We start from the raw sequence: 19673 nt of genomic DNA on the forward strand, positions 1-19673 counted from the left end.
TCGTGGTGAACTCCACATCCGGCATGGCGGTTCAGTGCCGGTGGAGCGCTCGGACGTTACAGCTCACTCGCGCGGGAAGGTGCGGAACGCTTCGAGCAGGCGATCGCGTGTCTCGTCCGAGAGGCTCTCGGGTTCCACCTGGCCGACTTCGGCGACGGTGCGGCGCATCTGGTCGACGTACGTCTCGCAGCCGTCGCAGACCGCCAGGTGCTCGATGAAACGCCGTTCGGTGTCCGGGTCGAGCGCTCCTTCGAGGAAGGCGGTGACGAGTTCAACCAGCTCTGCACACGTCATGACTCAACTCCGGTCGCTGCGAAGTACCGCTCGAGGTGGCTGCGCACCGCCGCCCTGGCGCGGTGCAGGAGGACGCGCTGGTTCGCCGTCGAGATGTCGAGCAGGGCGCAGACGTTGTCGGCGGTCTGACCGTCGATGTCCCGCAGTGTCAGGACCACCTGCTGGCGGATCGGGAGACTCTCGATCGCCGCCGCCACGGTCGCTCTGACCTCGTTGGCCAGGACCTCGCTCTCGGTTGACGGCCACCGCTCCGGAAACGCCAGCCACCCGCCCGGGTACTGGTCGTGTGGGCCGCGGAACCGGCTCGGGTCGACAGTCGGGTCCCGGTCCGGGGCCAGGCTGGCCCACGGTACGGTGCGTTGCTCGGCGGACCCTCGTTTGCGGGCGATGTTGATCAGGATCCGGTAGACCCAGGTCTGCAGAGAGGACCGGCCCTCGAACCGCTCGATGCCCTGGAAGACGGCCAACCAGGTGTCCTGGACGACCTCCTCGGCGCTCGCCGCGGTCGAAACGAAAGACCGGGCCAGCCGCAGCATCGAGCCAGACCAGCCGTTCAGCAGGCACGCGAATGTCTCCCCGTCCCCGGCCTGCAGCCCGGCGACGAGGACGTCGTCCGTCGGCAGGACCACCCCCACAGGCCGACCGTACAGGAGAACGGTCAACGGTACTCCGGGTTCTCGAAGTCGAAGCGGCAGCCGGCGTCCCATTCGGACCGCTGGTTGCCGAATGCAGGGACGCCGCCCGCGTCTTTCAGCATTCTGGCCAGGTGCATCAGGTTCCAGGTCATGAACGTCGTGTTGCGGTTGGTGAAGTCGTTCTGTGGGCCGCCGGAGTCCATGTCCAGGTACGACGGGCCCGGGCCGGCCTCGCCGATCCAGCCGGCGTCGGCCTGTGGCGGGATCGTGTAGCCGAGGTGCTGCAGCGAGTAGAGGATGTTCATCGCGCAGTGCTTCACGCCGTCCTCGTTACCGGTGATCAGGCAGCCGCCGACGCGTCCGTAGTACGTGTACTGGCCGTGTTCGTTGAGGATCGAGGAGTTGCCGTACAAGCGTTCGATGACCCTTTTGGTGACCGAACTGTTGTCGCCCAGCCAGATCGGTCCGGCGATCACCAGGATGTCGGCCGCCATCACCTGCTCCTGGATCACGGGCCACTCGTCGACGGCCCAGCCGTGCTCGGTCATGTCGGGCCAGACGCCGGTGGCGATGTCGTGGTCGATCGCGCGAATCACGTCGACCTGGACGCCCTGTTTCTCCAGGATCTTCCGGCTGACGTCGATCAGTCCCTCGGTGTGGCTGACGGCGGGTGATCGTTTCAGGGTGCAGTTCAGGTACAGCGCGCGCAGGTCGTCGTACTCGGGCATGGCTTCTCCTAGAGCAGTTCGGCGTCCTGCTCGATGCAGAGCAGGGCCGGTCCGGTGGTGGCGAACAGTTCGGTCATCGCGTCGTCGAGCTCGGCGCGGCGGGTGACGCGGATCCCGGTTGCGCCGCAGAGTTCGGCGTACGCCGCCCAGTCGGGGTTGCGCAGTGAGGTGTGCCAGACGGGGTAGTCGGCGGCGAGTTGTTCCTTGCTGATCTTGCCGAGCGAGTGGTTGTCGAGCAGTACATGCTTGATCGGGATGCCGTACTTCACCGCGGTCGTCAGCTCGGCGGCGTACTGGCCGAACCCGCCGTCGCCGGTGACCGCGACGATCGGCCGGCCAGGCGCGGCGGCCCAGGCGCCGAGCGCGGCCGGATAGCCGAAGCCGATCGAGCCGAGATAGCCCGACATCAGCACCGGCTGGCCCTTCGACTCCAGATAGCGTCCGAGCGAGTACGCGTGGTTGCCGACGTCAACAGTCAGCACGGCATCCGCTGGTAGGTGCCCGGAGAGCGCGCCGAACACGGCGGCCGCCGAGACGCCGCGGCCGCGGTCGTCGTTCACCCGGCGCGCCTTCTCCGCCCGCCAGATCGCCCAGCGTTCGGCGAGGTCGGGGCGCTGATCGTCCGCCTTGGTGTCGGTGAGCCTGCCGGTCAGTGCGGCCAGGGCGAGTCCGGCGTCGCCGAGGACGTCGACGGTGACGGCGTCGAAGCGGCCGATCGCCGTGTGGTTGTCGTCGATCTGGATGATCGGCTTGTAGGCCGCGATGCCGGTGTGGTTCGAGAACGATGCGCCGACCACGATGAGCAGGTCCGACTCGTTCATCAGCCAGCTGGCGACCGGAGTACCGCTGCGGCCGAGTACCCCGGCGCCGAGCGGATGTGTGTCCGGCACCAGACCTTTCGCTTTGAACGTGGTCAATACCGGTGCATTCAGGTGCTCGGCCAGCCCGCGTACCTGGTCCTCTGCCCCACGAGCGCCGTGCCCGACGATCAGCACTGGTCGGCGGGCGTCGCCGATCATCGCAGCGGCCCGGGCCAAGGTGTCGTCGTCGGGCCGGATCCGCCGCCGCGACAACCGCCCGGCAGGACCTTTCGCCGGACTCTCGGACGGAAGGACCTGGACTTCGTCCGGCAGCACCAGGTGGGCGACGCCGCGGCTGTCGATCGCGTGCTTGACCGCCAGCGCCGCCAGCTCGGCGTGGTCACTGCCGGCCTGCACCGCCGTACTGGAGACCGCGACGTCCTTGAAGACCGCGGTCAGATCGAGGTCCTGGAACGCGCCCCGGCCGAGGACCTTCGACGGGACCTGACCCGAGATCGCGACTACCGGTGCCTCGTCGAGCTTGGCGTCGTACAGACCGGTGAGCAGGTTGGTCGAGCCCGGACCGGCGATCGCGAAGCAGGCCGCGGGACGACCCGTGAGCTTGCCGTAGGCACTGGCGGCGAAGGCGGCCGCTCCTTCGTGCCGGATGCCGATGTAGGTCAGCTCACCGCGTTCCTCGGCCCGGCGCATCGCCTCGGCGAACCCGAGGTTGGAGTGCCCGACCATGCCGAAGACATGACTGATGCCATGGGCAACCAATGTCTCGACCAGTACGTCGGCCACCGTACGGACCTGCTGCGGTGGGTCGGGCAGCTGCACGTAGACCCCGTCGGCGCGCTCGTCCACCGGATACGACGGGACACTGTCGGAGAATCCCTCCGGCGGCTGACCGGTGATCGGGTCGTAGTCGTACCCATGCCACGGGCAGCGCAGCAGACCCTTCTCGATCGAGCCCTCACCCAGCGGCCCGCCTTGGTGCGGGCACTTGTTCTCCAGGGCACCCAACCGGACCCCGCATCGGGCGAGCGCGATGCTTCGACCGTCCACCACGACACTGCGGACTCGTCCATCGGCCGGTACGTCGACCTCATCCACGCGATGCCAGTTCGCTGTCATGTAACGTCTCCCACCCTCCGCGACACGGACCTTCTGATGGGTCAGTGCCTGCCACGGGCCAGGCGTTACAGGAGGAGATTGCAGTCATGGACGAACGTTCGCTCGCCGTAACCCGACGCTCGCTGCACGGTGTCGCCGAGCTGATCCTCGCCGGATCTCAGCATTCCGGAGCCGTATGCGTACGTCGGCCCCTGGACACCACGGACCGGCGACGTCTGGAACGCAACCTTCGGCGCCCGCCGACTGATGACCGAGCTCCCCGAGACGGCTGCCCTCACCAACTTCTTCAAGACCGGCCGATCCCTCGCCGCCTTGCCCGCGAACTGATCCACACCACCAGGCAGCACACGGATGCCAGCGTTCGGCAGGACAGTGGAGTGAGCGGCCACGGCCACAGGTCCAGGAAGGTCGAGGGCGAGATGAACATGGCGGAACCCTGGACCAGCGCGAGTACGCCGATGGCTTTTCGTCGTCAAGCACGGACATCGTTCCTGGGTGCTGAAGAACGGCCTTCGCCCGGCCGTTCTTCAGCATCGTTGCTCACGTCATCGCGGTACTGAGCGGAGACGGGACCGCCTGCCTGTCCGTGCGCTACGGACGAACACGAATGATCGTCTTTCCCCTGAGGCGCTCAGTGGGATTGAAAGCGGCGACAGCATCGTCGAGGGTCGCGATGGTGCCGATGTTCGTCCGCAGCCGCCCGTCTCGCACCCGCTGGACGATCTCATTCAGTTGGGCGCGATCGGCCTCGACGACGAAGTCGATCGCCGGGCCCTCCGCGGGCCGCGCCTCGGGTGGCCCCACGACGGTCACCAGCGTTCCTCCGGTCTTGATCAGGGCCGTGGAGCTCTTCTGGATGTCGCCGCCGATGAGGTCGAACACCAGATCGACCTTGCCGACGTCTTCCAGCGAGTCGCCGGCGAGGTCGACGAACTCCTGTGCACCGTAGTCGAGCGCCTTCTCACGGTCGGCGGCGCGTCCGGTGCCGATGACGTAGGCGCCGGCCTCGCGCGCGAGCTGGGTCACCATCGTGCCGACTGCGCCGGCCGCGCCGTGCGCGAGGACGCTCTGGCCTGCCTGTAGGCGGCCGTGCTGGAACAGTCCCTGCCACGCGGTCAGCCCTGAAATCGGCAGGCTCGCACCGACCGTGAAGTCGACGTCGCCCGGGAGCGGGGCGAGGTTGCGTGCCTCGATCGCCACGTACTCCGCCAGGGTGCCGTCGCGATGCCAGTCGGCGAGGCCGAACACGCGCTGTCCCACCGACAGCCCCGTCGTGCCGTAGCCGAGTGCGCTGACCACTCCGGCCAGCTCGTGCCCCGGGATCGACGGCGACCGGTCGCGGTCGGCACGATCGGTCCAGGTCGACGGCCAGTCCAGCTCGGTCGGGACGTAGCCCGACGCATGAATCTCGACGACGACGTCGTTGATCGCCGCCGGCGGGTCAGGACGCTCGGTCAGCGTCATTCCGGCCGTTCCTGCTGCCTGGTCCGTCACCACAATCGCCCTCATCAGGCACCTCCCAGTATCCAGCGTCCGCCTACAACGCATTCTCGGTTCACAAGCATTGGCGGCACCACACCTTCGACGTCTTACCGCGCAGGTCGAGACGAGTGTCGGCACGAGGTCGCCGCCGTGGGAGCGACCCGTTGAAGGAGGGCGCGATCAACCTGAGGTCGTCGATCCGTGGCGTAAGATCCGCGCCCATCCGACCACTAACGGATATCCAGCAGGGAGCCGACGGCTGCCAAAGGTACTGATCACGGGGAGAGGTGAAAGGTGATGACCGGGTGGCGGGAGGGACTGGAGCGGTTCCTGGCCACCGACCCGCGTGACGTCGGGTGTGATGAGGCAATGGCTGTTCTGCACACCTATGCCGAGCTACTCGTGGCCGGAGTCGACGCTGCCGGGCAGTATCCCGGATTGGCGTCGCACCTTGCTGCGTGCGGAGCATGCGCGGAAGATGCCGACGGACTACTGGCCGCTGTGCAGGACGATGATCTGCACAGTCAGCTGCACAGTGACGGCCGGGATGACATCTGAGCTACTGCTCTATCGCTCATGTTGCGGATGGCCCAGCCGAGCTGAGATCGCGGTCACAACGGGTTCTACGGGATCCGGGACCAAATCGATTGTCTGCAGTGTTGTTGCCAGTGACGGCGCAGCCAGCGGCGTCAGAGGAGGAGAAACCGTGTCGCACGACGACAGGAAGACTCCGGAGGCGCTCAGCCGCCTCACCGACAGCCAGCTCCACGTCACGCGGAGAGACGGGACCGAGCCCGCATTCCACAACGAGTACCGGTCGATGTTCGAGACGTCAGACACCATCAGCACAGAGGAGCATGCATCATGACCAGCGGAATTCACGACACCGGGCAGGTCACCCGCAAGCCCGGCACCGAGACGGCCGTCCTCGCCGGTGGGTGCTTCTGGGGGGTGGAGGACCTGATTCGCCGGCAGCCCGGCGTGCTCGAGACGCGTGTTGGATACACCGGCGGGCAGAACGACCACGCGACGTACCGCAATCATCCCGGTCACGCAGAAGCGGTAGAGATCGTTTTCGACCCGGCGCAGACGACGTACCGTGACATCCTGGCGTTCTTCTTCCAGATCCACGACCCGTCGACAGTGAACCGTCAGGGCAATGACGTCGGCACGAGTTACCGCTCGGCGATCTTTCCGCTCACGCCCGAACAGGACAAGGTCGCTCGCGACACGATCGCCGACGTCGACGCGTCAGGTCTGTGGCCTGACAAGGCCGTGACGACGATCGAGCCCGCTGGTCCGTTCTGGGAGGCTGAGCCCGAGCACCAGGACTACCTGATCAGGTACCCGGCCGGTTACACCTGCCACTTCGTACGTCCGGGCTGGGTGCTCCCGCGGCGCACCACCGCCTGACTTGTCGACTCCGATGTGCCGTAAGCCACGGTGGCTCGGAGGCCACCAACGAGTCGAGGACGAGCGGATCGTCGGGCTGCGGTTCACCGGCCTTCGTGATGGCGTGACATTCGACGGCCGCTACGAGTAGCTCCTGGGCGGCCGGTCGTCGGCAGTGTCCTGGGGAGCGTGGGAGACAGCATCCACGACGAGTGTCTGCAGAGCAGGGATCACCTCCGTCTCGAACCACGGGTTCTTTGCCTGCCACCTGAAGTTCAAGGGTGAGGGGTGGACGAGCGGGATCCGGTCCGGAAGATAGTCCCGATAGGCGCGGACGGTTTCGGTCAGGTTCCTCTTGGCGCCGGTTCCCAGATAGTGCTTCTGGGCGTAGCGGCCGATGACAACTGTGAGGCGAACTCCAGGCATCGTCTCGAGGATTCGTTGGTGCCACCGTGACGCGAAGGCCGGGCGCGGAGGGAGGTCGCCGTGGGCGCCCTTGCCCGGATAGTAGAAATCCATCGGCAGCAGGGCGATCGTGTCCGGGTCATAGAACTGCGCGTCGGTGACGCCCAGCCACTGCCGCAGTTTGATGCCGCTGGCGTCGTTCCATGGGATCTGGCTGTCCTGAGCCTGCCGGCCGGGGGCCTGGCCAATGACGACGATCTTCGAACGCGATGATGCGGAGTAGATCGGTTCGTACCCACGCTCTGTGGCCCACGCGTTCGAGGTGTCGTTCCTGATCTCGTCACGCAATGCTGTGAGTTCGTCCACGCGGCTCTCGATCCGTCCCTGAAATCTGGCGATGCCTATTCGTGTCAGATGACCTGGCCGACCTTCCGGGTGCAGCCGTTGTTGCGAGAAATAGGACGAGATCGACCAGTTAATGACATCGTCATGCGACGGTGAGCGCGAACTATGCCTCGCTGCGGTCAAGTCCTGCTCAAGCGTGATGTGTTCACTATCACCTTCTGTCTCGGCGATCGAGGTGCACATCGTCCTGAAGTGGCTGGTGGACTCGCGCTGTGCCGAGGGTCGCTCGACGCCGAGTGGACGGAGGCTTTGATGGACGGTATCGTCCATCATGTTGTTTCACGGGTCCGACATTGAGGCGCTGGACCAGTGATCAGTACGTTCCGTTGATCGCCGGAGATCCATGAAGAGCGAAGGTTCCGAGTCGTTGTCGCAGGTACGTGTCGTCTCCCCAGAGGTGGCCCGGGAGAACCGTGCTTGGGTTCGCGACCTGAGCGGCGGTGGGGATCGGGGTGAGCTGGCGAGCCGACGCTTGTACGAGATTCTCCTGCGAGCCGCGAGGGCGGAGGCCGGGCGGCGGGCGGCGAGGCTGCGACTCGTCGGGCCGGAGCTGGACGACATCGCGCACCAAGCAGCCGCCGATGCCCTACTGGCGATCTGCGGCAAGGTCGAGACGTTCCGCGGTGACTGCAAGTTCACCACCTGGGCGTACAAGTTCGTGATCTTCGACGTGGCGGCCAAGGTCAACCGGCACTTCTGGCAGCGGGCCGGCGTCGCGTTCGACGAAGAGGATTGGGACCGCCTTCCCGCGCGGCTGGGGATCGAGCCAGAGGCGCAGGCCGAAGGCCGGGATCTGATGAAGGCGGTGCATCGTGCCGTCGACCGGAATCTGACGGCGAAGCAACGGATCGTCTTCGTCGCGCTGGTGCTGAACGGGATGCCCACCGACGTGCTCGCTGATCAGCTCGGCGCGACACACAACGCGATTTACAAGATGATGTTCGATGCCCGCCGTAAGCTGCGAACCGCTTTGGTCGACGCCGGCTACCTGGCGGAGCAGCAGATCGCATGAGTAGCGTCGGCCGACGGGCAGGATGAGCGGGCTTACCCGCTGCACCCGGCAGGGGACAGGCGCTCGGGGGGAGTCGGAGTCTGGGCTATCTGACGGTCTCGTCGTAGAAACTGTTGATCCCGTCAACGATCTCTTGCAAGCAGTCCTCTGTTGCAAAGTGTCCGGAATTCAGGCGAACCAGCTTCGCGTCGGGGAGATCACGCAGATACGCCTCGCCACCGGCTGAGGTGAAGAAGATGTCTCCCTGGCCCCAGAGGATCAGCGTTCTCGGCTGGTCGCGGCGCAGTCGTCGCTGCCAGGCGACGTACTGGGCGGCGTTCGTCCGGTAGTCGTAGAAGAGATCCAGGTGCACCCTGCGCGCGTTCGGCCGGGCCAGGAAGTGCAGATCCAGGTTCCAGTTGTCCGGGCTGATCTTCGTCGGATCGGAGTGGCCGGTCAGGTAGATCGCTTTCACTGCTTCCGGTTCGAGCAATGCCTCGAGTGGCGCCTCGGTCTCGGCATTGCGGTTGGCCCAGAGGCCGTGACGCATCCCGTCCCAGATCTCGGTGAACCCCTCCTCGTAGACGTTGGCATTCTGGATGACCTGCCACTGGAGCCAGTCCGGATGAAGCGAGATCAGCCGGTTCCCGATCGGGTCACCGTAGTCCTGCATGCACAGCCCCATCGGGCCGGTGAAGTCGATGGCGAGCAATGCCTCGTCGACGATCTCTGCGAGGTGGTCGAAGGTGTAGTCCCAGTCGGCCGGATCCGGCATTTCGGTGTTCCCGAACCCGGGGTAGTCGAGCGAGACCAGGTGGAACCTGTCGGCGAGGCCGGCATCAGGTTCCGGAACTGGTGAGACGAGGAAGGGAATCCGCCCAGCAGCAGGAGTTTCGGTGCTCCCGGCTTACCCGCTTCGCGGTAGAAGACCTCCAACCCGCCGGCAGACACGGTCTGAAAACTCGTCATGGGCACTCCACACTCATTCCACAGGGACGTGATCGAGCGCTCGCTCGTCAGCGGCATCGTTCGGGATCACCTGATCGGTGCGGCCACCCGCGCGTACGAAATGGCCACGGCGACAGACCGGTTTCTTACCTGAGATTTCGGAGCGGAGCCCTGCTCGGTAGACAAGCCTTGGTCGTCGACCGTCCCTGGCCGGCCCCGCGAGTGCTTCTGCATACCTCAGTAGCAACCACCGGCCAGGTTCGCGTGCTCGGCCGTCAGTTGCGTCCGGCCATCACGCCGCCGTCGACGTTCAGGATCGCCCCGGTGATCCAACTGGCCTCGGGTGAGAGGAGGAAGACGATCGACGAGGCGATGTCCTGGGCTGTTCCGACCCGTCCCAAGGGGTGGAAGCCGTCGAATCCCTTCACCGCCTCCTCGAGCTGGTCGGCGGGGATGAAGCCCTCGTACAACGGTGTGGCCACCACTGCGGGCGCGACCGCGTTGACGCGAATGCCGTCAGCCGCCAGTTCCATGGCCAGGTTGTGGGTCAGGGCGTGCAGGCCGGCCTTCGCCATCGAGTACCCGGTCGCCGGCGTCGCCGCCACCGCCTGATGGGCCCACATGCTGCCGATGTTGACGATCGCACCACCGGAGCCTGCAGCCTTCATACCTCGCACCACCGTCTGGGTCAGGAAGAACGTAGCCCGACTCAGCTCCAGATACGCGTCGTAGTTCTCCTGGCTGTAGTCGAGGAATTCCCTGGGGATGAAGAATCCGGCCGCGTTGACCAGCAGCGTCGCATCGGCATGGTCAGCGGCGAGTTGCTCCTGGACGTCTTCTACCTGCTTGCGATCCGCGAGGTCGGCCGTGATCCCCCAGGCCTCGCCCTTCTCACCGAGCTCGGCGACCGTCTGGTCGACCTTGGCCTGCTGACGCCCGACGATGACGGCTTTGCCCCCTTGCCCGACGATATCCACTGCGGTTTGTTGCCCCATGCCGCTGCTCCCACCGACCACGATGAGCTTGCGACCTTCGAAGTATCCACTCATGAGCTTTCCCTCGATCCGTGCCGGGCCGGAGTGACCCGGATGTCCCTATCTGTGTGCTGATCGGAGGTCCGGCTTACTGGTTCCCGGGATCTTGATGAGTGTGAGGTGTATCGGGTCCGGCCGTGGGGTCGGCGTCGTCGGTGGTTCCGAAGAGGTAAAGAGAGAAGGCCGTATGCTGATTCGCGTGCTCCATCGGCTCGGTCGGAAGCCCGCGTCCCTCCAGCTCGTCCCAGGTCGAGTCGGCGATGCGCCACAGCTGGCGCGCTATTCGTCCGGCGACTCCGGCATGCGGCGAGTTGGGGTGCGGTCGCGTCGGCGAACTCCATTGCCGTTTCGCCAAGGCGCGGGCCAGCTCTGTGCTGCCCTCGGTACCACGAACTCGCTCCAGTCCGGACACGACCCTCGTCTCCCATGATTCGTGCTCGGCCAGTAGGCGTTCGGCTTCTCGCCAGGTCTCGGTTGCGCTGAGGTCCAGGAAGCGCGCGTCGCCGTACGCCCGACCTTTGAGTACCCGCGGCGCCTGCTCGAACTGTCTGAGATTCTCGAGCAGGACCGCGGCGTCGTCACCGGACGACGTCGTGGCCGCGGTCAGCAAGACGTCAGCGACTGCCGCGGCATGCTGTGCGGCAACGGCCGCGAACTGGTCCGTGATGCGACGCCTCTCGAATCCGTCGGTGCTCGGATCCTGAGAACGCGCGGCCAGCTCTCTGAGCCTGGAGTGCTGGGCATGCACGATCTGCTGCAGGGGACCGGAACGATCCATCTGCTGTCTCCCGCCTGCCCGGGGCCTGGATCGGGGCTGGATCGGCGGGTGCAATGGATCGAGTACCACGACGTACTCCGGATGGCGCTGAAGGAATCGCTCGACAGCAGGGCAGTAGTTCGTGATCCGGACTCCCTCGGCGATGAGGTCGTCGAGGACTGCGTTGATCAGGGCTGTGGCGAGTCCACGGCCTCGCTGATCCTCAGTGATCTCGGTATGACCGAGGACACGCCGTGGCCCGAGGACACGGAAGTCGAGGGTCCCCACCGTCGTTCCTGCGACGAGTAGTTCGTACCTTCGCAACTCGTCGTTCTCGACCACGGTCAGGTTGCGCTCGGAGTCGTTCACCAGGGTTCTCATCGCTCTGCGGTCCTTTCCCGAAGCCGGCACTGCACGTGCTGGTGACAGGTCAGCGTCATCGTGTCGGTGCTGTGTCGATCAGTTGACCTCATCAAGCTCCAGCGGCTCGTCGTCCACACCGTGGATCGCAGCTTCTTCGGCGCTCGCCGCGCCTGCGTCGATCCTGACGTCGGCCGCGCGACTGACCTCGCTCATACGTCCTCCTGCAGACCGGCCGGCGACGCGCCGGCTCCTCACGAAGGTTGGTGTCGGCCCCGGCAGGGGGACTTACCCGTCGAGTGAGACCATCGACCGCCGTCGCGACCGCCGGCCGTGATGGCGGTGGCCGGCACGCCGACGTACGTCGGGCATCTCCACAGTCGGCGGCAATCGTTGCTCGGTCCCGATAAGCTCTTTTCGTGCCCGAGACAGTGAATGAGCTCGATCGCCGCCTGACCGCTCGCGGCGCGGCCACCAGAGCCCGGATCGTGGCCGCTGCCGACGAGCTGATGTCTCTGAAGGGTGCCGCAGCGACCACCCTCGACGAAGTGACGGCCGCGAGTGGGACGAGCAAGTCACAGTTCTACCGGCATTTCAGCGACAAGAGCGCCTTGGTCCAAGCGGTGATCGCACTGCGGGGCGGGCGCGTGCTCGAACGTGAGGAGCAGTATCTCCGCAGGGTTGACTCGTTGAGTGGCCTGGATCGGTGGTGCAGGGCCATACTCCAGCGAGTCACAGCACGCCGTGGAGCGCTGGGCTGCGAACTCGGGTCACTGTCGACCGAACTCTCCGATCAGGACGAGGCAGCGCGCGTCGATCTCGACGCGCACCTGACATCCTGGATCTCGCTGCTGACCGCCGCGCTCGAGCGGATGAAGTCCAACGGCACACTGGCCGAGGACGCTGATCCACAGACGCTGGCGACGGGCATCATGGCCGCACTCCAGGGTGGGTATGTTCTCGCCCAAGCGGCCCGCGATCCCGGGCCGATGCACATCGCACTCGATCTGGCGATGGACTCGGTCCGAGCGCACGCAAAGTCGGCCAACGACAAGTAGAACAGCGGCGGGACCGCGGCTCGGAAGTGATGAGTCGCCCAGGGCCGGGTCATTGTCCGAGGGAGGGTCAGGCCGGCCGCGGCATGCTGAGGAGATCGCGGTAGTCAGGGTTCTTCTCGACGAATCGGCTGACGACCGGGCAGTAGTTCGACACCGTGACAGACCTCGTACGGATGTCGTCGAGAGCGCGGCCGACCAGCGCCCACGAAAGACCTCGGCCGCGGTAGGTCGGTTCGATGACGGTGTGCGTGATCGAGAGGTGCGAGCCGATCACGTGGTAGACGAGGAGTCCGGCCTGTTGGCCGTCGACGAGGAGTTCGTAGTACTCGTCGTCTGCGTGGTGGACCACGGCGACCGCCGGCGTGCTGGTCGCGGCATCAGGACCGGCCGCGGCGCCGTCCGCGCCGTCGATGGTCAGCAGATCGGCCAAAGGAGCCAGCCAGCCTGTACCGAACGCTTCGGCGGGAAGACCGGCGTGCCAGGTCAGGCTCGATCCGGTCTGGTTGCGGAAGTGAAGGACGAGCTGCCAGAGGCCTTCGGCGTCGTGGAGTCCTGCGGCGGTACGCAGTTGCACTCGCACCTTGCTCGGAAGTGAGGTGAGCATCACCGGCTGTGTCCGCAACGGCAGGACCAAGCGCCCGTCCTCCGACCGTACGCGACGCAGATCACCCGCCTGCGTGGTGTTCCAGCTGGCGAACATGAAATCCATATCGGCACTGCCGAACAGACCTGCGGTAAGGCTGAAGTCGGCCGGCTGGCCGCCGGATATCGCCTGCTCGGCGGGGCTGGCGACCATAAGCTCGCCGCCCGCGAGGTAGAAGCCCGTTCCATCGGGCCGAAGAACCTGATCAGTCATCGCTACTTCCTCTGTGTGTTGCTCGCTGACCTGACCGCGACGCCTCATAGCCTGGGGCTGGCTCGCGTCCATGAATGGACTATATAGTCCTCCAATGGCTCATCGCATCGCGGTGCCCTGGCAGGCTGGCGACACGTCGACGCTGCCACGATACGACCAAGATTGCACGATCCAGATCGATCTGGGCTTGTGATGGCAGGCCATCGGCGATCGGAGCACCGGGCGGGTGTGACAGAGCTGAGTCCGAAAGTGGACCGATGAGGCCTCTTTGTGTGCTCATCATTCTGGCTGCTCTTGGTCGTGCGGGTTTCGTGCAGCGAAGGCAGTGACCAGTGTGGCGACTATCGCAAGCCCGGCGTATCCGCGGGCGATCTCCGGTACTGCGAAGATGTCGGAGAGCCGGGCGGAGATGAGGCTGGGAATGGTCGCGCCGCTGTAGCTGAGGAGATAGACCACGGCGAAGGTCGGTGCCCTGTCGGGCAGGGTACTGCCGAACAGCAGGCCACGGGTCGCGGCGCTGATGGCGATGCCCTGAGCGGCTCCCGCAATGATGGTTGCCGCGATGAACAAGGGCAATGCGCCGGTGGTGATCGCCGTGATCAGGCCGGTCCACCCGGCCAAGAAGGCGATCATGCCGATGCGCTGGCCCGCGGCTGGTGAGAACCGGCCGCCAAGGGGAGCACCCAGAGCACTGGGGCCCATATAAGCGGCGAATACCAGTCCGAGAACGAGTGAGCTGTTGGTGTGCAGTTGATCTTCGACCAGTGCGGGCACGAAGGCCTGGTAGAAGGCCCCGGTCGCCCAGGTGGCCAGGAACACCGCGGCCGCAACGGGGAGCAGATGTCTGACACGGACCGGTACGCGAACGCCAGGGTGCAGTGATCGCCAGCCGCCCGGCGTCGGAGTCACGGTTTCCGGGCTGATGGCGACGAGTGCGGCAGACAGCAGGAGCAGCCCGATGGCAACCAGGTAGATCAGGCCGCGTGGCCATGGTCCGAACTGGACCAAGGCACCGGATGCGATGGCACCCACGGCGAGACCGAGCATGACCGTCTGGCTCGAAGCAACGGAGGCCAGCCAGGTCGGCCTCGCCGGCGCGGCGTCGACGATGTAGGCGGTGAGGGTGCTACTGGCCAGCCCGGCACCGAGGCCCATCAGGAGCCGACCGGCGATCAGGATGCCGATGTCGTGCACGTTCAAGAGCAGCAGACAAGCCACCACAAGCAGTCCGAGGCAGGCGAACGCGATGGGCCGTCGGCCCACATGATTGGACAGTCGGCCAAACACCAACAGCGTGCTGAGAGTAGCGGCGGAGTAGGCGACGACCGTCAGCGAGACGTCGGCATTGGTGAACCCGTCCTCAGCCCGGTAGATGTTGAAAAGCGGGATCGTCGATCCCACTGCGGCAAACGTGGCGATCAGGGAGACCACTGCGGAGACGAACGCCAGCGGAAGCGTTCTGTCCCGCGGGCGCAGGTTGATCACCGGTGCCACATTCTGCATCGAGTTGTGCCTCTCTCCAGTCCGTGCCAAAGGGCGCATCTCGCCGTACCGGTAAGCAAGGGACGAGCGAATGGCGTCCTCGTACATGTGATGTGCGTCGATCCGTCACGCCGTCTTACCAGCAGCGCGCAGATCCGCTCCTCGACGTCGCTCCGGCCCCGACCCACGCCGGTCAGCGGAGAGATGTGCCCGCAGGCCGGTGCAAACTGGGCAGATATCTCCTGGCGGTTGTCGGATGCGCCGTTCCTCCGATCGTCTTACTGGTAGAGCGCGGCATCCGAGCGGCCCGGACAGGGCAGATCCACGAGTGCACCGACGGAGGAAACCCAGATGACAGCGGCAGCAAAACCCAGCCCTATCCCCGATTCGTACCGCCGGGTGACGCCAGCCCTCACCGTTGCGGGTGCCGTCAAGGCGCTGGAGTTCTACAGCTCGGTGTTCGGCGCGACCGAGCGGATGCGCTTCCCCGGCCCGGCAGGGACGATCTCTCACGCAGAGATCCAGATCGGCGATTCGGTCGTCATTGTTGAGGACGAGGACCCCCAGCGGGGGACCGCTGCGCCGCCCCCAGGCGGGCTGCCGGGCTCTCCCGCCTCGCTGTTCATCTACGTCGAGGACGTGGACGCGGTCATCGCGCGCGCGGTGGAGCTCGGCGCTACGCTGCAGCGTCCGGCGGAGGATCAGTTCTACGGCGACCGGGACCGGCACATCGTCGACCCGTTCGGACACGGGTGGACCGTCGCGTCGCACATCGAGGACGTGACGCCCGAGGAGCTGATGCGCCGGATGGCCGAGCTGTTCGGCTCGGCCGGGTCGTAGCCCCGCTGGGAACGATCGATTCAGCGTGAGGTGATCGTGCTACCCACAATCACCTTCCGCCGAAGCCTTTGCCTGCTGTCCGTCACGGCTGCCCGCCGAGGGTCGTCCGGGCGAAGGTGACGGCCTCGGCGAGGAGGGTGCGCCAGAGATGGCGGTCGATCGTGGCGATGGCGACCCACTCGCGGAAGACTCGCCCGGCGGGCGCGAACTGGTCGCCGGTGCCAGTCCCGACGAGCTCGGCGACTCGCTCGCTGGGTAGTTTCACGAGCAACCGGCCGGCCTTCTCGTCGTACGACGCGAGGAACTGTCCTGCCAGCCGGACGCAGGGATAACCCATCATCGTGGACCGGCCGATGGCGGGGTCGTAGAGGAGGTCGTCGGTGAGTTCGTCGTAGAGGTCGCGGGCGTCGTCCCCGCCGGGCTGGTCCGGCGGGGACGGGCGCTGCGCGTTTGGTGTCATCAGGCCTTCGATGGGGTGAAGACGCCGAACTGATTACCTGCCGGGTCGCGGAGGTACGCGAACGCCGGGGCGCCCGGACCGGGGTCGAGGTGTTTGCTCACCACCGTGCCGCCGAGCTGTTCCGCGTCGGCGCAGGTGGCTTCGACGTCGGCGACGAGGATGTAGAACACCGCGTGGCCGGGCATCTGCCCGCCGGTGCCGAAGATGCCGCCCATCGGTCCGTCGGCGCCGGAGGCCTTGATGTTGCGGTAGTCCAGGCCGCCGGTCGCCGCCGGGCCGTCGGCGTCGAAGGTCCAGTCGAAGAGGCTGCCGTAGAACTTCTGGGCGCCGTCGGAGTCGCTGGTGGCGACCTCGAACCAGGCCAGGGTGCCGGGAGCTGGGGCGTTCATGAGTGTCTCCTTCATCGTGCGAATCACCCGCCGGGACGACGGGCTGCACCCACCGTCGCACTGGCTCGCGACACCCCTATGTCGGTGTTCGGCAGAAGATCTTCAGGACGCAGTGCCGACTCCGGCAGCTTCGTCTCGTGGCCGTCGACCTTCACCTCGGGGACGGCGTGCCGCGGAGGTGGCGGTGTCGTGGTGCGCTCGGCCACGGTGATGCGATCCATCCGGAACACCCGATCTTCGTGTCTGAGGTGGCACCAGGCGGTGAGATACGAGCCGTTGGGACCGACGACGACGTGCTGCGGCTCGACCTCCCGCTCGGTCTCGACGCCGCCGACGTCGATGTAGCTGATGCGCAGCACGTGGTTGTCGCGCACGGCCTGCCAGACCGTCTCGGCGATCTCCGCATCGGGATGAGGCACTGGGTGGACGAGCAACCTGACCTTCGTGGCGGCCGCACGGGCCTCCTCGAGTGCGCGCTCCGGCATGGCGGCCACAATCTTCTGCAACGCGCTCCGGGCATCCCGGGCGAAGAGCACATGGTCGGCACGGCTCAGGGCCACGGCAACCGCGGTCGCCTCACGGGACGTGAAGTTGAGCGGCGGCAGGCTCATCGACCGGTCGACCGTGTAGCCACCGGTGCGTCCTTGCTTGGTCGCGAGCGGTACGCCGGCCTGCCCGAGCGCACTGAGATCGCGTTCCACGGTCCTGACACTGACCTCGAAATGCCCGGCCAACTGCCGCGCCGTACGGCCCCTCGGCCCGGCCGCGCGCAGCTCCTCGACGAGGGCGTACAGACGATCGATCCGGTTCATGTCCGCAGGCTAAACGCGGCCGTGGACAAAAAGGACATCCTCAGTTGTCCTGATCGTGGCTTCGCCTTTCGTCACTAGGGCGGAGCGGGATATTCCAGCAGATGCAGGCGTTCGTGGGACGGGTGATCGCGCTCGAGGAGGAGATGCACCGGGCCGGCTCGACGCAGCGTTGGCCTCGGCGGAGAAGGTTGTGGAGGCCATCAACCACGACATCGAGGTGCGGCCGTTCCGGGCCACCGGACGCCTGCAGGCCGGCCACTGACGGAGGTGGTGGATGGACGACGTCGAGCGGGCATTCCGCGAGGCGCACGGGCAGGCCGTGGCCACTCTGGTCCGGGTATTCGGTGACATCGCGCTTGCCGAGGACGCCGTACAGGATGCTTTCGTGACCGCTGTGGATCGGTGGCTGCGTGACGGTGTCCCGGGCGATCCGGCCGGCTGGATCGTCACGACCGCGCGGAACCGTGCCGTCGACGTCGTACGCCGGAACCGGCGTGGACGCGAGTTGACCCGAGGAATCGCGTCCGACCGGCTCCGGCGGCTTCGAACTCGAACTCGCCTCACCGGCTGCTCGCCTTCATTCCAGGTGATGCGTTTCCGGCAGCGAGATCTGCCAGCAAGTCTCCGAGGAGGCGTTCTTCGTGGACTGGGATCCGTGTGTCGGTGGAGAGAACACGAAGATCATTGAGTGCCTCGGAGAGACTGCGTGCTGTGGCAGGCCGGTCGGGAAGGTCGCAGATGGCCGCGTATGTCGTGGTGTCGCACCGCCAGGAGTAGGTGTCCGAAGCAACGGACAGAATCTGGTCGGCGATGGTGAAGCCGGCCTGGTCGAAATCGGCCCGGGCTTCGATGGTGCACTCACAGACGAAGATCGTGGCTTGGCGACCTACGGACCAGTTGCTGGTCAAGGAGCGGAGAGTGAGCCGGACCGGCTCGCCGAGGGCATTGACGCACTGGCGCGTGGCGGGGGATTCGCCCTCGAGAGGCAGATTGAGGACGAGTACGCGCGAGGAAGCTGCGTCGCAGATGACTCCGATCCAGCTCTAGCGCTGGACCATCGACCTCGGCACGGGACGTGTCGGCGAGGTGCAGCTCGGCGACCGGCCGGGGGAGTTCCCGCGGTCGATGATCGCCTGGCCGGCCTGAACTCTCGCTACGTTCCATTCGACTCTACGGTAATTGGTTGGCCGACTCTGGATTCTTCTCGTAACATTTTTCCCCAATCGACTGTGGAGGTAAGTAGGAATGAAGAAGATGGCAGGCGTCCTCGTCGGAGCTGTCGGTATCGCGGCGTTCGTGGCTTCGCCGGCGCACGCGGTGGAGTGGCCGAGCTGGCCAGGGGAGGTGGAGAACTCCGCCGGAGACGAGGGAAACTTCCAGAGTGACGGCGACTGGGTCGGCACCCTCGACTGGAGGTTCGACGGCAAGAGTGCGGTGACGCGCTGGGAGACCGACTACGGCCGCTCTGGGGCGTGCGTGGACTCGAACGGTGCCCAGAACGGTGAGACGGCCTGCAACTATGACATGGCTGAGACCGGATACATCCGGATCATGGTCTGCGAGAAGGACCTGAGCGCGGGCGGCGGATACACCACTTGCTCGGCTTGGAGCCAGTGGCTCTCGATTAGCGACGGCGTACCGAAGTAGTGGGACGAATGCCGACGTCGCGCCTCCGATCTGGCTCCCTCTCACGCTCCCTCGGCGCGAGGCGGTAGGAGGGACGCTGAGGGCGAGGCGGTCGAAGGCTAGGCCGGTCAGGAGAGAGACGAGGGTGTCGACCTGGTCGTCGGTGGCTTCGGGATGAACGGCGCAGCACCGAGTTTATGGCTCCTGGGCGATGAGATGGCAGTGGCCTAAGTTATGCCGGGCGGCAATGATCGGTGCTCATGGCAACATTCACCCGACCCCTCGGTGCGTCCGCGAATTCCCGTGAGCAGTTAGTTCTGGGCGTCGCCGCTCGACCGATTGAGGACATTGCACCGGCTTTGATGCAAAGGGGAGGGCGCCGTCCGGGGGGGCAGCCCACGGCAGTTCGCCCGCGAGGCGCAGCCGGATGGCGCAGGGACCCAGAGAGCGGTTGGCGGTAGGAGTGGGGGAAGACGGGGGTCGGTGGGGCAGGTGCCGACGGTGTCGCGGCCGCGGAGCATGGCGGAAGCCCTACGGGGGAGGCTGAGGGTGCGTTGGCCGGTTCTGGATGTGGTGGTTTTGTGGTCAGTCTTTCGCGGGGTGACCGGGCGGTGGTGTGGGTGATATCGACGGTGCTGACTTCCAGGTCGACTTGGTTCCAGAGGACGGCGATGCTTCGGGCAACGACGACGCAGAGACCTCATCACGAAAAGCGGCCAGGTCCCCGTCCCGGGATCCGCCCACCGCGGTGAACAAGACGTGCGGGAGTCCGGCGCGGTCGA

At 66.1% G+C, this 19673-nt stretch carries 24 protein-coding genes and 1 pseudogene; 8 read left to right on the top strand and 17 right to left on the bottom strand.

The features are described from left to right. Positions 1 to 63: 63 nt before the first annotated feature. The 6 genes from OG555_RS24250 to OG555_RS24275 all read right to left on the bottom strand — a co-directional run bounded on the left by OG555_RS24250 (position 64) and on the right by OG555_RS24275 (position 5103). A complete protein-coding gene (locus OG555_RS24250) occupies positions 64 to 294 on the bottom strand; it encodes an anti-sigma factor family protein (protein WP_329474828.1) in 231 nt (76 codons plus the stop codon). Continuing rightward, complete coding sequence (locus OG555_RS24255; protein WP_329474829.1) at positions 291 to 929, bottom strand: RNA polymerase sigma factor; 639 nt, start codon at positions 927 to 929, stop codon at positions 291 to 293. Before OG555_RS24255 ends, OG555_RS24250 begins: the two co-directional genes overlap by 4 nt. A gap of 23 nt (positions 930 to 952) precedes the next feature. Next, entirely contained in the window at positions 953 to 1657 is a 705-nt protein-coding gene (locus OG555_RS24260) for a flavodoxin family protein (RefSeq protein ID WP_329474830.1), read from the bottom strand. 8 nt (positions 1658 to 1665) lie between these two features. Continuing rightward, the gene (locus OG555_RS24265) at positions 1666 to 3594 is read right to left on the bottom strand and encodes a thiamine pyrophosphate-binding protein (RefSeq protein ID WP_329474831.1); all 1929 of its coding nucleotides are present in this window, start codon (positions 3592 to 3594) and stop codon (positions 1666 to 1668) included. A 65-nt stretch (positions 3595 to 3659) separates the two neighbouring features. After that, positions 3660 to 3926 (bottom strand): hypothetical protein, encoded by a 267-nt coding sequence (locus OG555_RS24270; RefSeq protein ID WP_329474832.1) that lies wholly within the window; start codon positions 3924 to 3926, stop codon positions 3660 to 3662. A gap of 259 nt (positions 3927 to 4185) precedes the next feature. Continuing rightward, a complete protein-coding gene (locus tag OG555_RS24275; protein ID WP_329474833.1) occupies positions 4186 to 5103 on the bottom strand; it encodes an NADP-dependent oxidoreductase in 918 nt (305 codons plus the stop codon). Positions 5104 to 5373: 270 nt separating this feature from the next. On the opposite strand from OG555_RS24275, the gene OG555_RS24280 reads away from it, so the two are divergent. The 3 genes from OG555_RS24280 (at position 5374) to msrA (ending at position 6489) form a co-directional block, all read left to right on the top strand. Next, positions 5374 to 5634 carry a hypothetical protein gene (locus OG555_RS24280; RefSeq protein WP_329474834.1) on the top strand — a complete coding sequence of 87 codons (261 nt, stop codon included), beginning with the start codon at positions 5374 to 5376 and terminating at the stop codon, positions 5632 to 5634. 148 nt (positions 5635 to 5782) lie between these two features. Next, positions 5783 to 5944, top strand: a complete 162-nt coding sequence (locus OG555_RS24285; protein WP_329474835.1) for a hypothetical protein — start codon at positions 5783 to 5785, stop codon at positions 5942 to 5944. Then, positions 5941 to 6489: a peptide-methionine (S)-S-oxide reductase MsrA gene (gene msrA / locus OG555_RS24290; protein ID WP_329474836.1), complete on the top strand. Its 549-nt coding sequence runs from the start codon at positions 5941 to 5943 to the stop codon at positions 6487 to 6489. The genes OG555_RS24285 and msrA overlap by 4 nt, the downstream gene beginning before the upstream one ends. 120 nt (positions 6490 to 6609) lie before the next feature. On the opposite strand, the gene OG555_RS24295 is transcribed toward msrA, so the two are convergent. Then, positions 6610 to 7551 (bottom strand): uracil-DNA glycosylase family protein, encoded by a 942-nt coding sequence (locus OG555_RS24295; RefSeq protein ID WP_329474837.1) that lies wholly within the window; start codon positions 7549 to 7551, stop codon positions 6610 to 6612. Positions 7552 to 7621: 70 nt separating this feature from the next. Between OG555_RS24295 and OG555_RS24300 the strand changes: the two genes are divergently transcribed. Further along, complete coding sequence (locus OG555_RS24300) at positions 7622 to 8290, top strand: sigma-70 family RNA polymerase sigma factor (RefSeq protein ID WP_329474838.1); 669 nt, start codon at positions 7622 to 7624, stop codon at positions 8288 to 8290. Positions 8291 to 8375: 85 nt separating this feature from the next. Here the strand turns inward: OG555_RS24300 and OG555_RS24305 are convergent, their stop codons facing one another. The 4 genes from OG555_RS24305 to OG555_RS24320 form a co-directional block, all read right to left on the bottom strand. After that, entirely contained in the window at positions 8376 to 9044 is a 669-nt protein-coding gene (locus OG555_RS24305) for a hypothetical protein (RefSeq protein WP_329474839.1), read from the bottom strand. A 448-nt stretch (positions 9045 to 9492) separates the two neighbouring features. Next, positions 9493 to 10266 (bottom strand): SDR family NAD(P)-dependent oxidoreductase, encoded by a 774-nt coding sequence (locus tag OG555_RS24310; protein WP_329474840.1) that lies wholly within the window; start codon positions 10264 to 10266, stop codon positions 9493 to 9495. A gap of 73 nt (positions 10267 to 10339) precedes the next feature. Then, positions 10340 to 11389, bottom strand: a complete 1050-nt coding sequence (locus OG555_RS24315; protein WP_329474841.1) for a GNAT family N-acetyltransferase — start codon at positions 11387 to 11389, stop codon at positions 10340 to 10342. Positions 11390 to 11467: 78 nt separating this feature from the next. Further along, positions 11468 to 11584, bottom strand: coding sequence for a DUF5709 domain-containing protein (locus OG555_RS24320; RefSeq protein WP_329474842.1), 117 nt, complete (start codon positions 11582 to 11584; stop codon positions 11468 to 11470). Between the two features lie 203 nt (positions 11585 to 11787). On the opposite strand from OG555_RS24320, the gene OG555_RS24325 reads away from it, so the two are divergent. Beyond that, on the top strand, positions 11788 to 12426 hold the full coding sequence (locus tag OG555_RS24325; RefSeq protein WP_329474843.1) for a TetR/AcrR family transcriptional regulator: 639 nt from the start codon (positions 11788 to 11790) through the stop codon (positions 12424 to 12426). Between the two features lie 67 nt (positions 12427 to 12493). Here the strand turns inward: OG555_RS24325 and OG555_RS24330 are convergent, their stop codons facing one another. Then, positions 12494 to 13282 carry a GNAT family N-acetyltransferase gene (locus OG555_RS24330; RefSeq protein WP_329474844.1) on the bottom strand — a complete coding sequence of 263 codons (789 nt, stop codon included), beginning with the start codon at positions 13280 to 13282 and terminating at the stop codon, positions 12494 to 12496. Between the two features lie 279 nt (positions 13283 to 13561). Beyond that, on the bottom strand, positions 13562 to 14785 hold the full coding sequence (locus tag OG555_RS24335; RefSeq protein WP_329474845.1) for an MFS transporter: 1224 nt from the start codon (positions 14783 to 14785) through the stop codon (positions 13562 to 13564). 330 nt (positions 14786 to 15115) lie between these two features. On the opposite strand from OG555_RS24335, the gene OG555_RS24340 reads away from it, so the two are divergent. Further along, entirely contained in the window at positions 15116 to 15604 is a 489-nt protein-coding gene (locus OG555_RS24340; protein WP_329474846.1) for a VOC family protein, read from the top strand. A gap of 82 nt (positions 15605 to 15686) precedes the next feature. On the opposite strand, the gene OG555_RS24345 is transcribed toward OG555_RS24340, so the two are convergent. Genes OG555_RS24345 through OG555_RS24355 form a run of 3 tightly spaced genes read right to left on the bottom strand, consistent with a single transcriptional unit; the run spans position 15687 to position 17265 of the window. After that, on the bottom strand, positions 15687 to 16064 hold the full coding sequence (locus tag OG555_RS24345; protein ID WP_329474847.1) for a hypothetical protein: 378 nt from the start codon (positions 16062 to 16064) through the stop codon (positions 15687 to 15689). Continuing rightward, entirely contained in the window at positions 16064 to 16453 is a 390-nt protein-coding gene (locus OG555_RS24350) for a VOC family protein (RefSeq protein WP_329474849.1), read from the bottom strand. The genes OG555_RS24345 and OG555_RS24350 overlap by 1 nt, the downstream gene beginning before the upstream one ends. Before the next feature lie 23 nt (positions 16454 to 16476). Beyond that, entirely contained in the window at positions 16477 to 17265 is a 789-nt protein-coding gene (locus OG555_RS24355; RefSeq protein ID WP_329474850.1) for a helix-turn-helix transcriptional regulator, read from the bottom strand. A gap of 274 nt (positions 17266 to 17539) precedes the next feature. Between OG555_RS24355 and OG555_RS24360 the strand changes: the two are divergent. Then, positions 17540 to 17701 (top strand): annotated as a pseudogene (locus OG555_RS24360) (RNA polymerase sigma factor); the annotation flags it as partial. 124 nt (positions 17702 to 17825) lie between these two features. Here OG555_RS24360 and OG555_RS24365 read toward each other — a convergent pair. Continuing rightward, a complete protein-coding gene (locus tag OG555_RS24365; protein WP_329474851.1) occupies positions 17826 to 18173 on the bottom strand; it encodes a DUF2399 domain-containing protein in 348 nt (115 codons plus the stop codon). 337 nt (positions 18174 to 18510) lie between these two features. On the opposite strand from OG555_RS24365, the gene OG555_RS24370 reads away from it, so the two are divergent. Next, positions 18511 to 18912 (top strand): hypothetical protein, encoded by a 402-nt coding sequence (locus tag OG555_RS24370; protein ID WP_329474852.1) that lies wholly within the window; start codon positions 18511 to 18513, stop codon positions 18910 to 18912. Positions 18913 to 19673 lie beyond the last annotated feature (761 nt).

This window comes from Kribbella sp. NBC_01484 (assembly GCF_036227145.1).
Taxonomy (GTDB): domain Bacteria; phylum Actinomycetota; class Actinomycetes; order Propionibacteriales; family Kribbellaceae; genus Kribbella.

Coding starts and splice junctions, on each gene's coding strand:
- OG555_RS24250 (WP_329474828.1), bottom strand. CDS start 294: ATGACGTGTGCAGAGCTGGTTGAACTCGTCACCGCCTTCCTCGAAGGA.
- OG555_RS24260 (WP_329474830.1), bottom strand. CDS start 1,657: ATGCCCGAGTACGACGACCTGCGCGCGCTGTACCTGAACTGCACCCTG.
- OG555_RS24265 (WP_329474831.1), bottom strand. CDS start 3,594: ATGACAGCGAACTGGCATCGCGTGGATGAGGTCGACGTACCGGCCGAT.
- OG555_RS24275 (WP_329474833.1), bottom strand. CDS start 5,103: ATGAGGGCGATTGTGGTGACGGACCAGGCAGCAGGAACGGCCGGAATG.
- OG555_RS24280 (WP_329474834.1), top strand. CDS start 5,374: ATGACCGGGTGGCGGGAGGGACTGGAGCGGTTCCTGGCCACCGACCCG.
- msrA (WP_329474836.1), top strand. CDS start 5,941: ATGACCAGCGGAATTCACGACACCGGGCAGGTCACCCGCAAGCCCGGC.
- OG555_RS24295 (WP_329474837.1), bottom strand. CDS start 7,551: ATGATGGACGATACCGTCCATCAAAGCCTCCGTCCACTCGGCGTCGAG.
- OG555_RS24300 (WP_329474838.1), top strand. CDS start 7,622: ATGAAGAGCGAAGGTTCCGAGTCGTTGTCGCAGGTACGTGTCGTCTCC.
- OG555_RS24305 (WP_329474839.1), bottom strand. CDS start 9,044: ATGCCGGATCCGGCCGACTGGGACTACACCTTCGACCACCTCGCAGAG.
- OG555_RS24310 (WP_329474840.1), bottom strand. CDS start 10,266: ATGAGTGGATACTTCGAAGGTCGCAAGCTCATCGTGGTCGGTGGGAGC.
- OG555_RS24315 (WP_329474841.1), bottom strand. CDS start 11,389: ATGAGAACCCTGGTGAACGACTCCGAGCGCAACCTGACCGTGGTCGAG.
- OG555_RS24320 (WP_329474842.1), bottom strand. CDS start 11,584: ATGAGCGAGGTCAGTCGCGCGGCCGACGTCAGGATCGACGCAGGCGCG.
- OG555_RS24330 (WP_329474844.1), bottom strand. CDS start 13,282: ATGACTGATCAGGTTCTTCGGCCCGATGGAACGGGCTTCTACCTCGCG.
- OG555_RS24335 (WP_329474845.1), bottom strand. CDS start 14,785: ATGCAGAATGTGGCACCGGTGATCAACCTGCGCCCGCGGGACAGAACG.
- OG555_RS24340 (WP_329474846.1), top strand. CDS start 15,116: ATGACAGCGGCAGCAAAACCCAGCCCTATCCCCGATTCGTACCGCCGG.
- OG555_RS24345 (WP_329474847.1), bottom strand. CDS start 16,064: ATGACACCAAACGCGCAGCGCCCGTCCCCGCCGGACCAGCCCGGCGGG.
- OG555_RS24350 (WP_329474849.1), bottom strand. CDS start 16,453: ATGAACGCCCCAGCTCCCGGCACCCTGGCCTGGTTCGAGGTCGCCACC.
- OG555_RS24355 (WP_329474850.1), bottom strand. CDS start 17,265: ATGAACCGGATCGATCGTCTGTACGCCCTCGTCGAGGAGCTGCGCGCG.
- OG555_RS24370 (WP_329474852.1), top strand. CDS start 18,511: ATGAAGAAGATGGCAGGCGTCCTCGTCGGAGCTGTCGGTATCGCGGCG.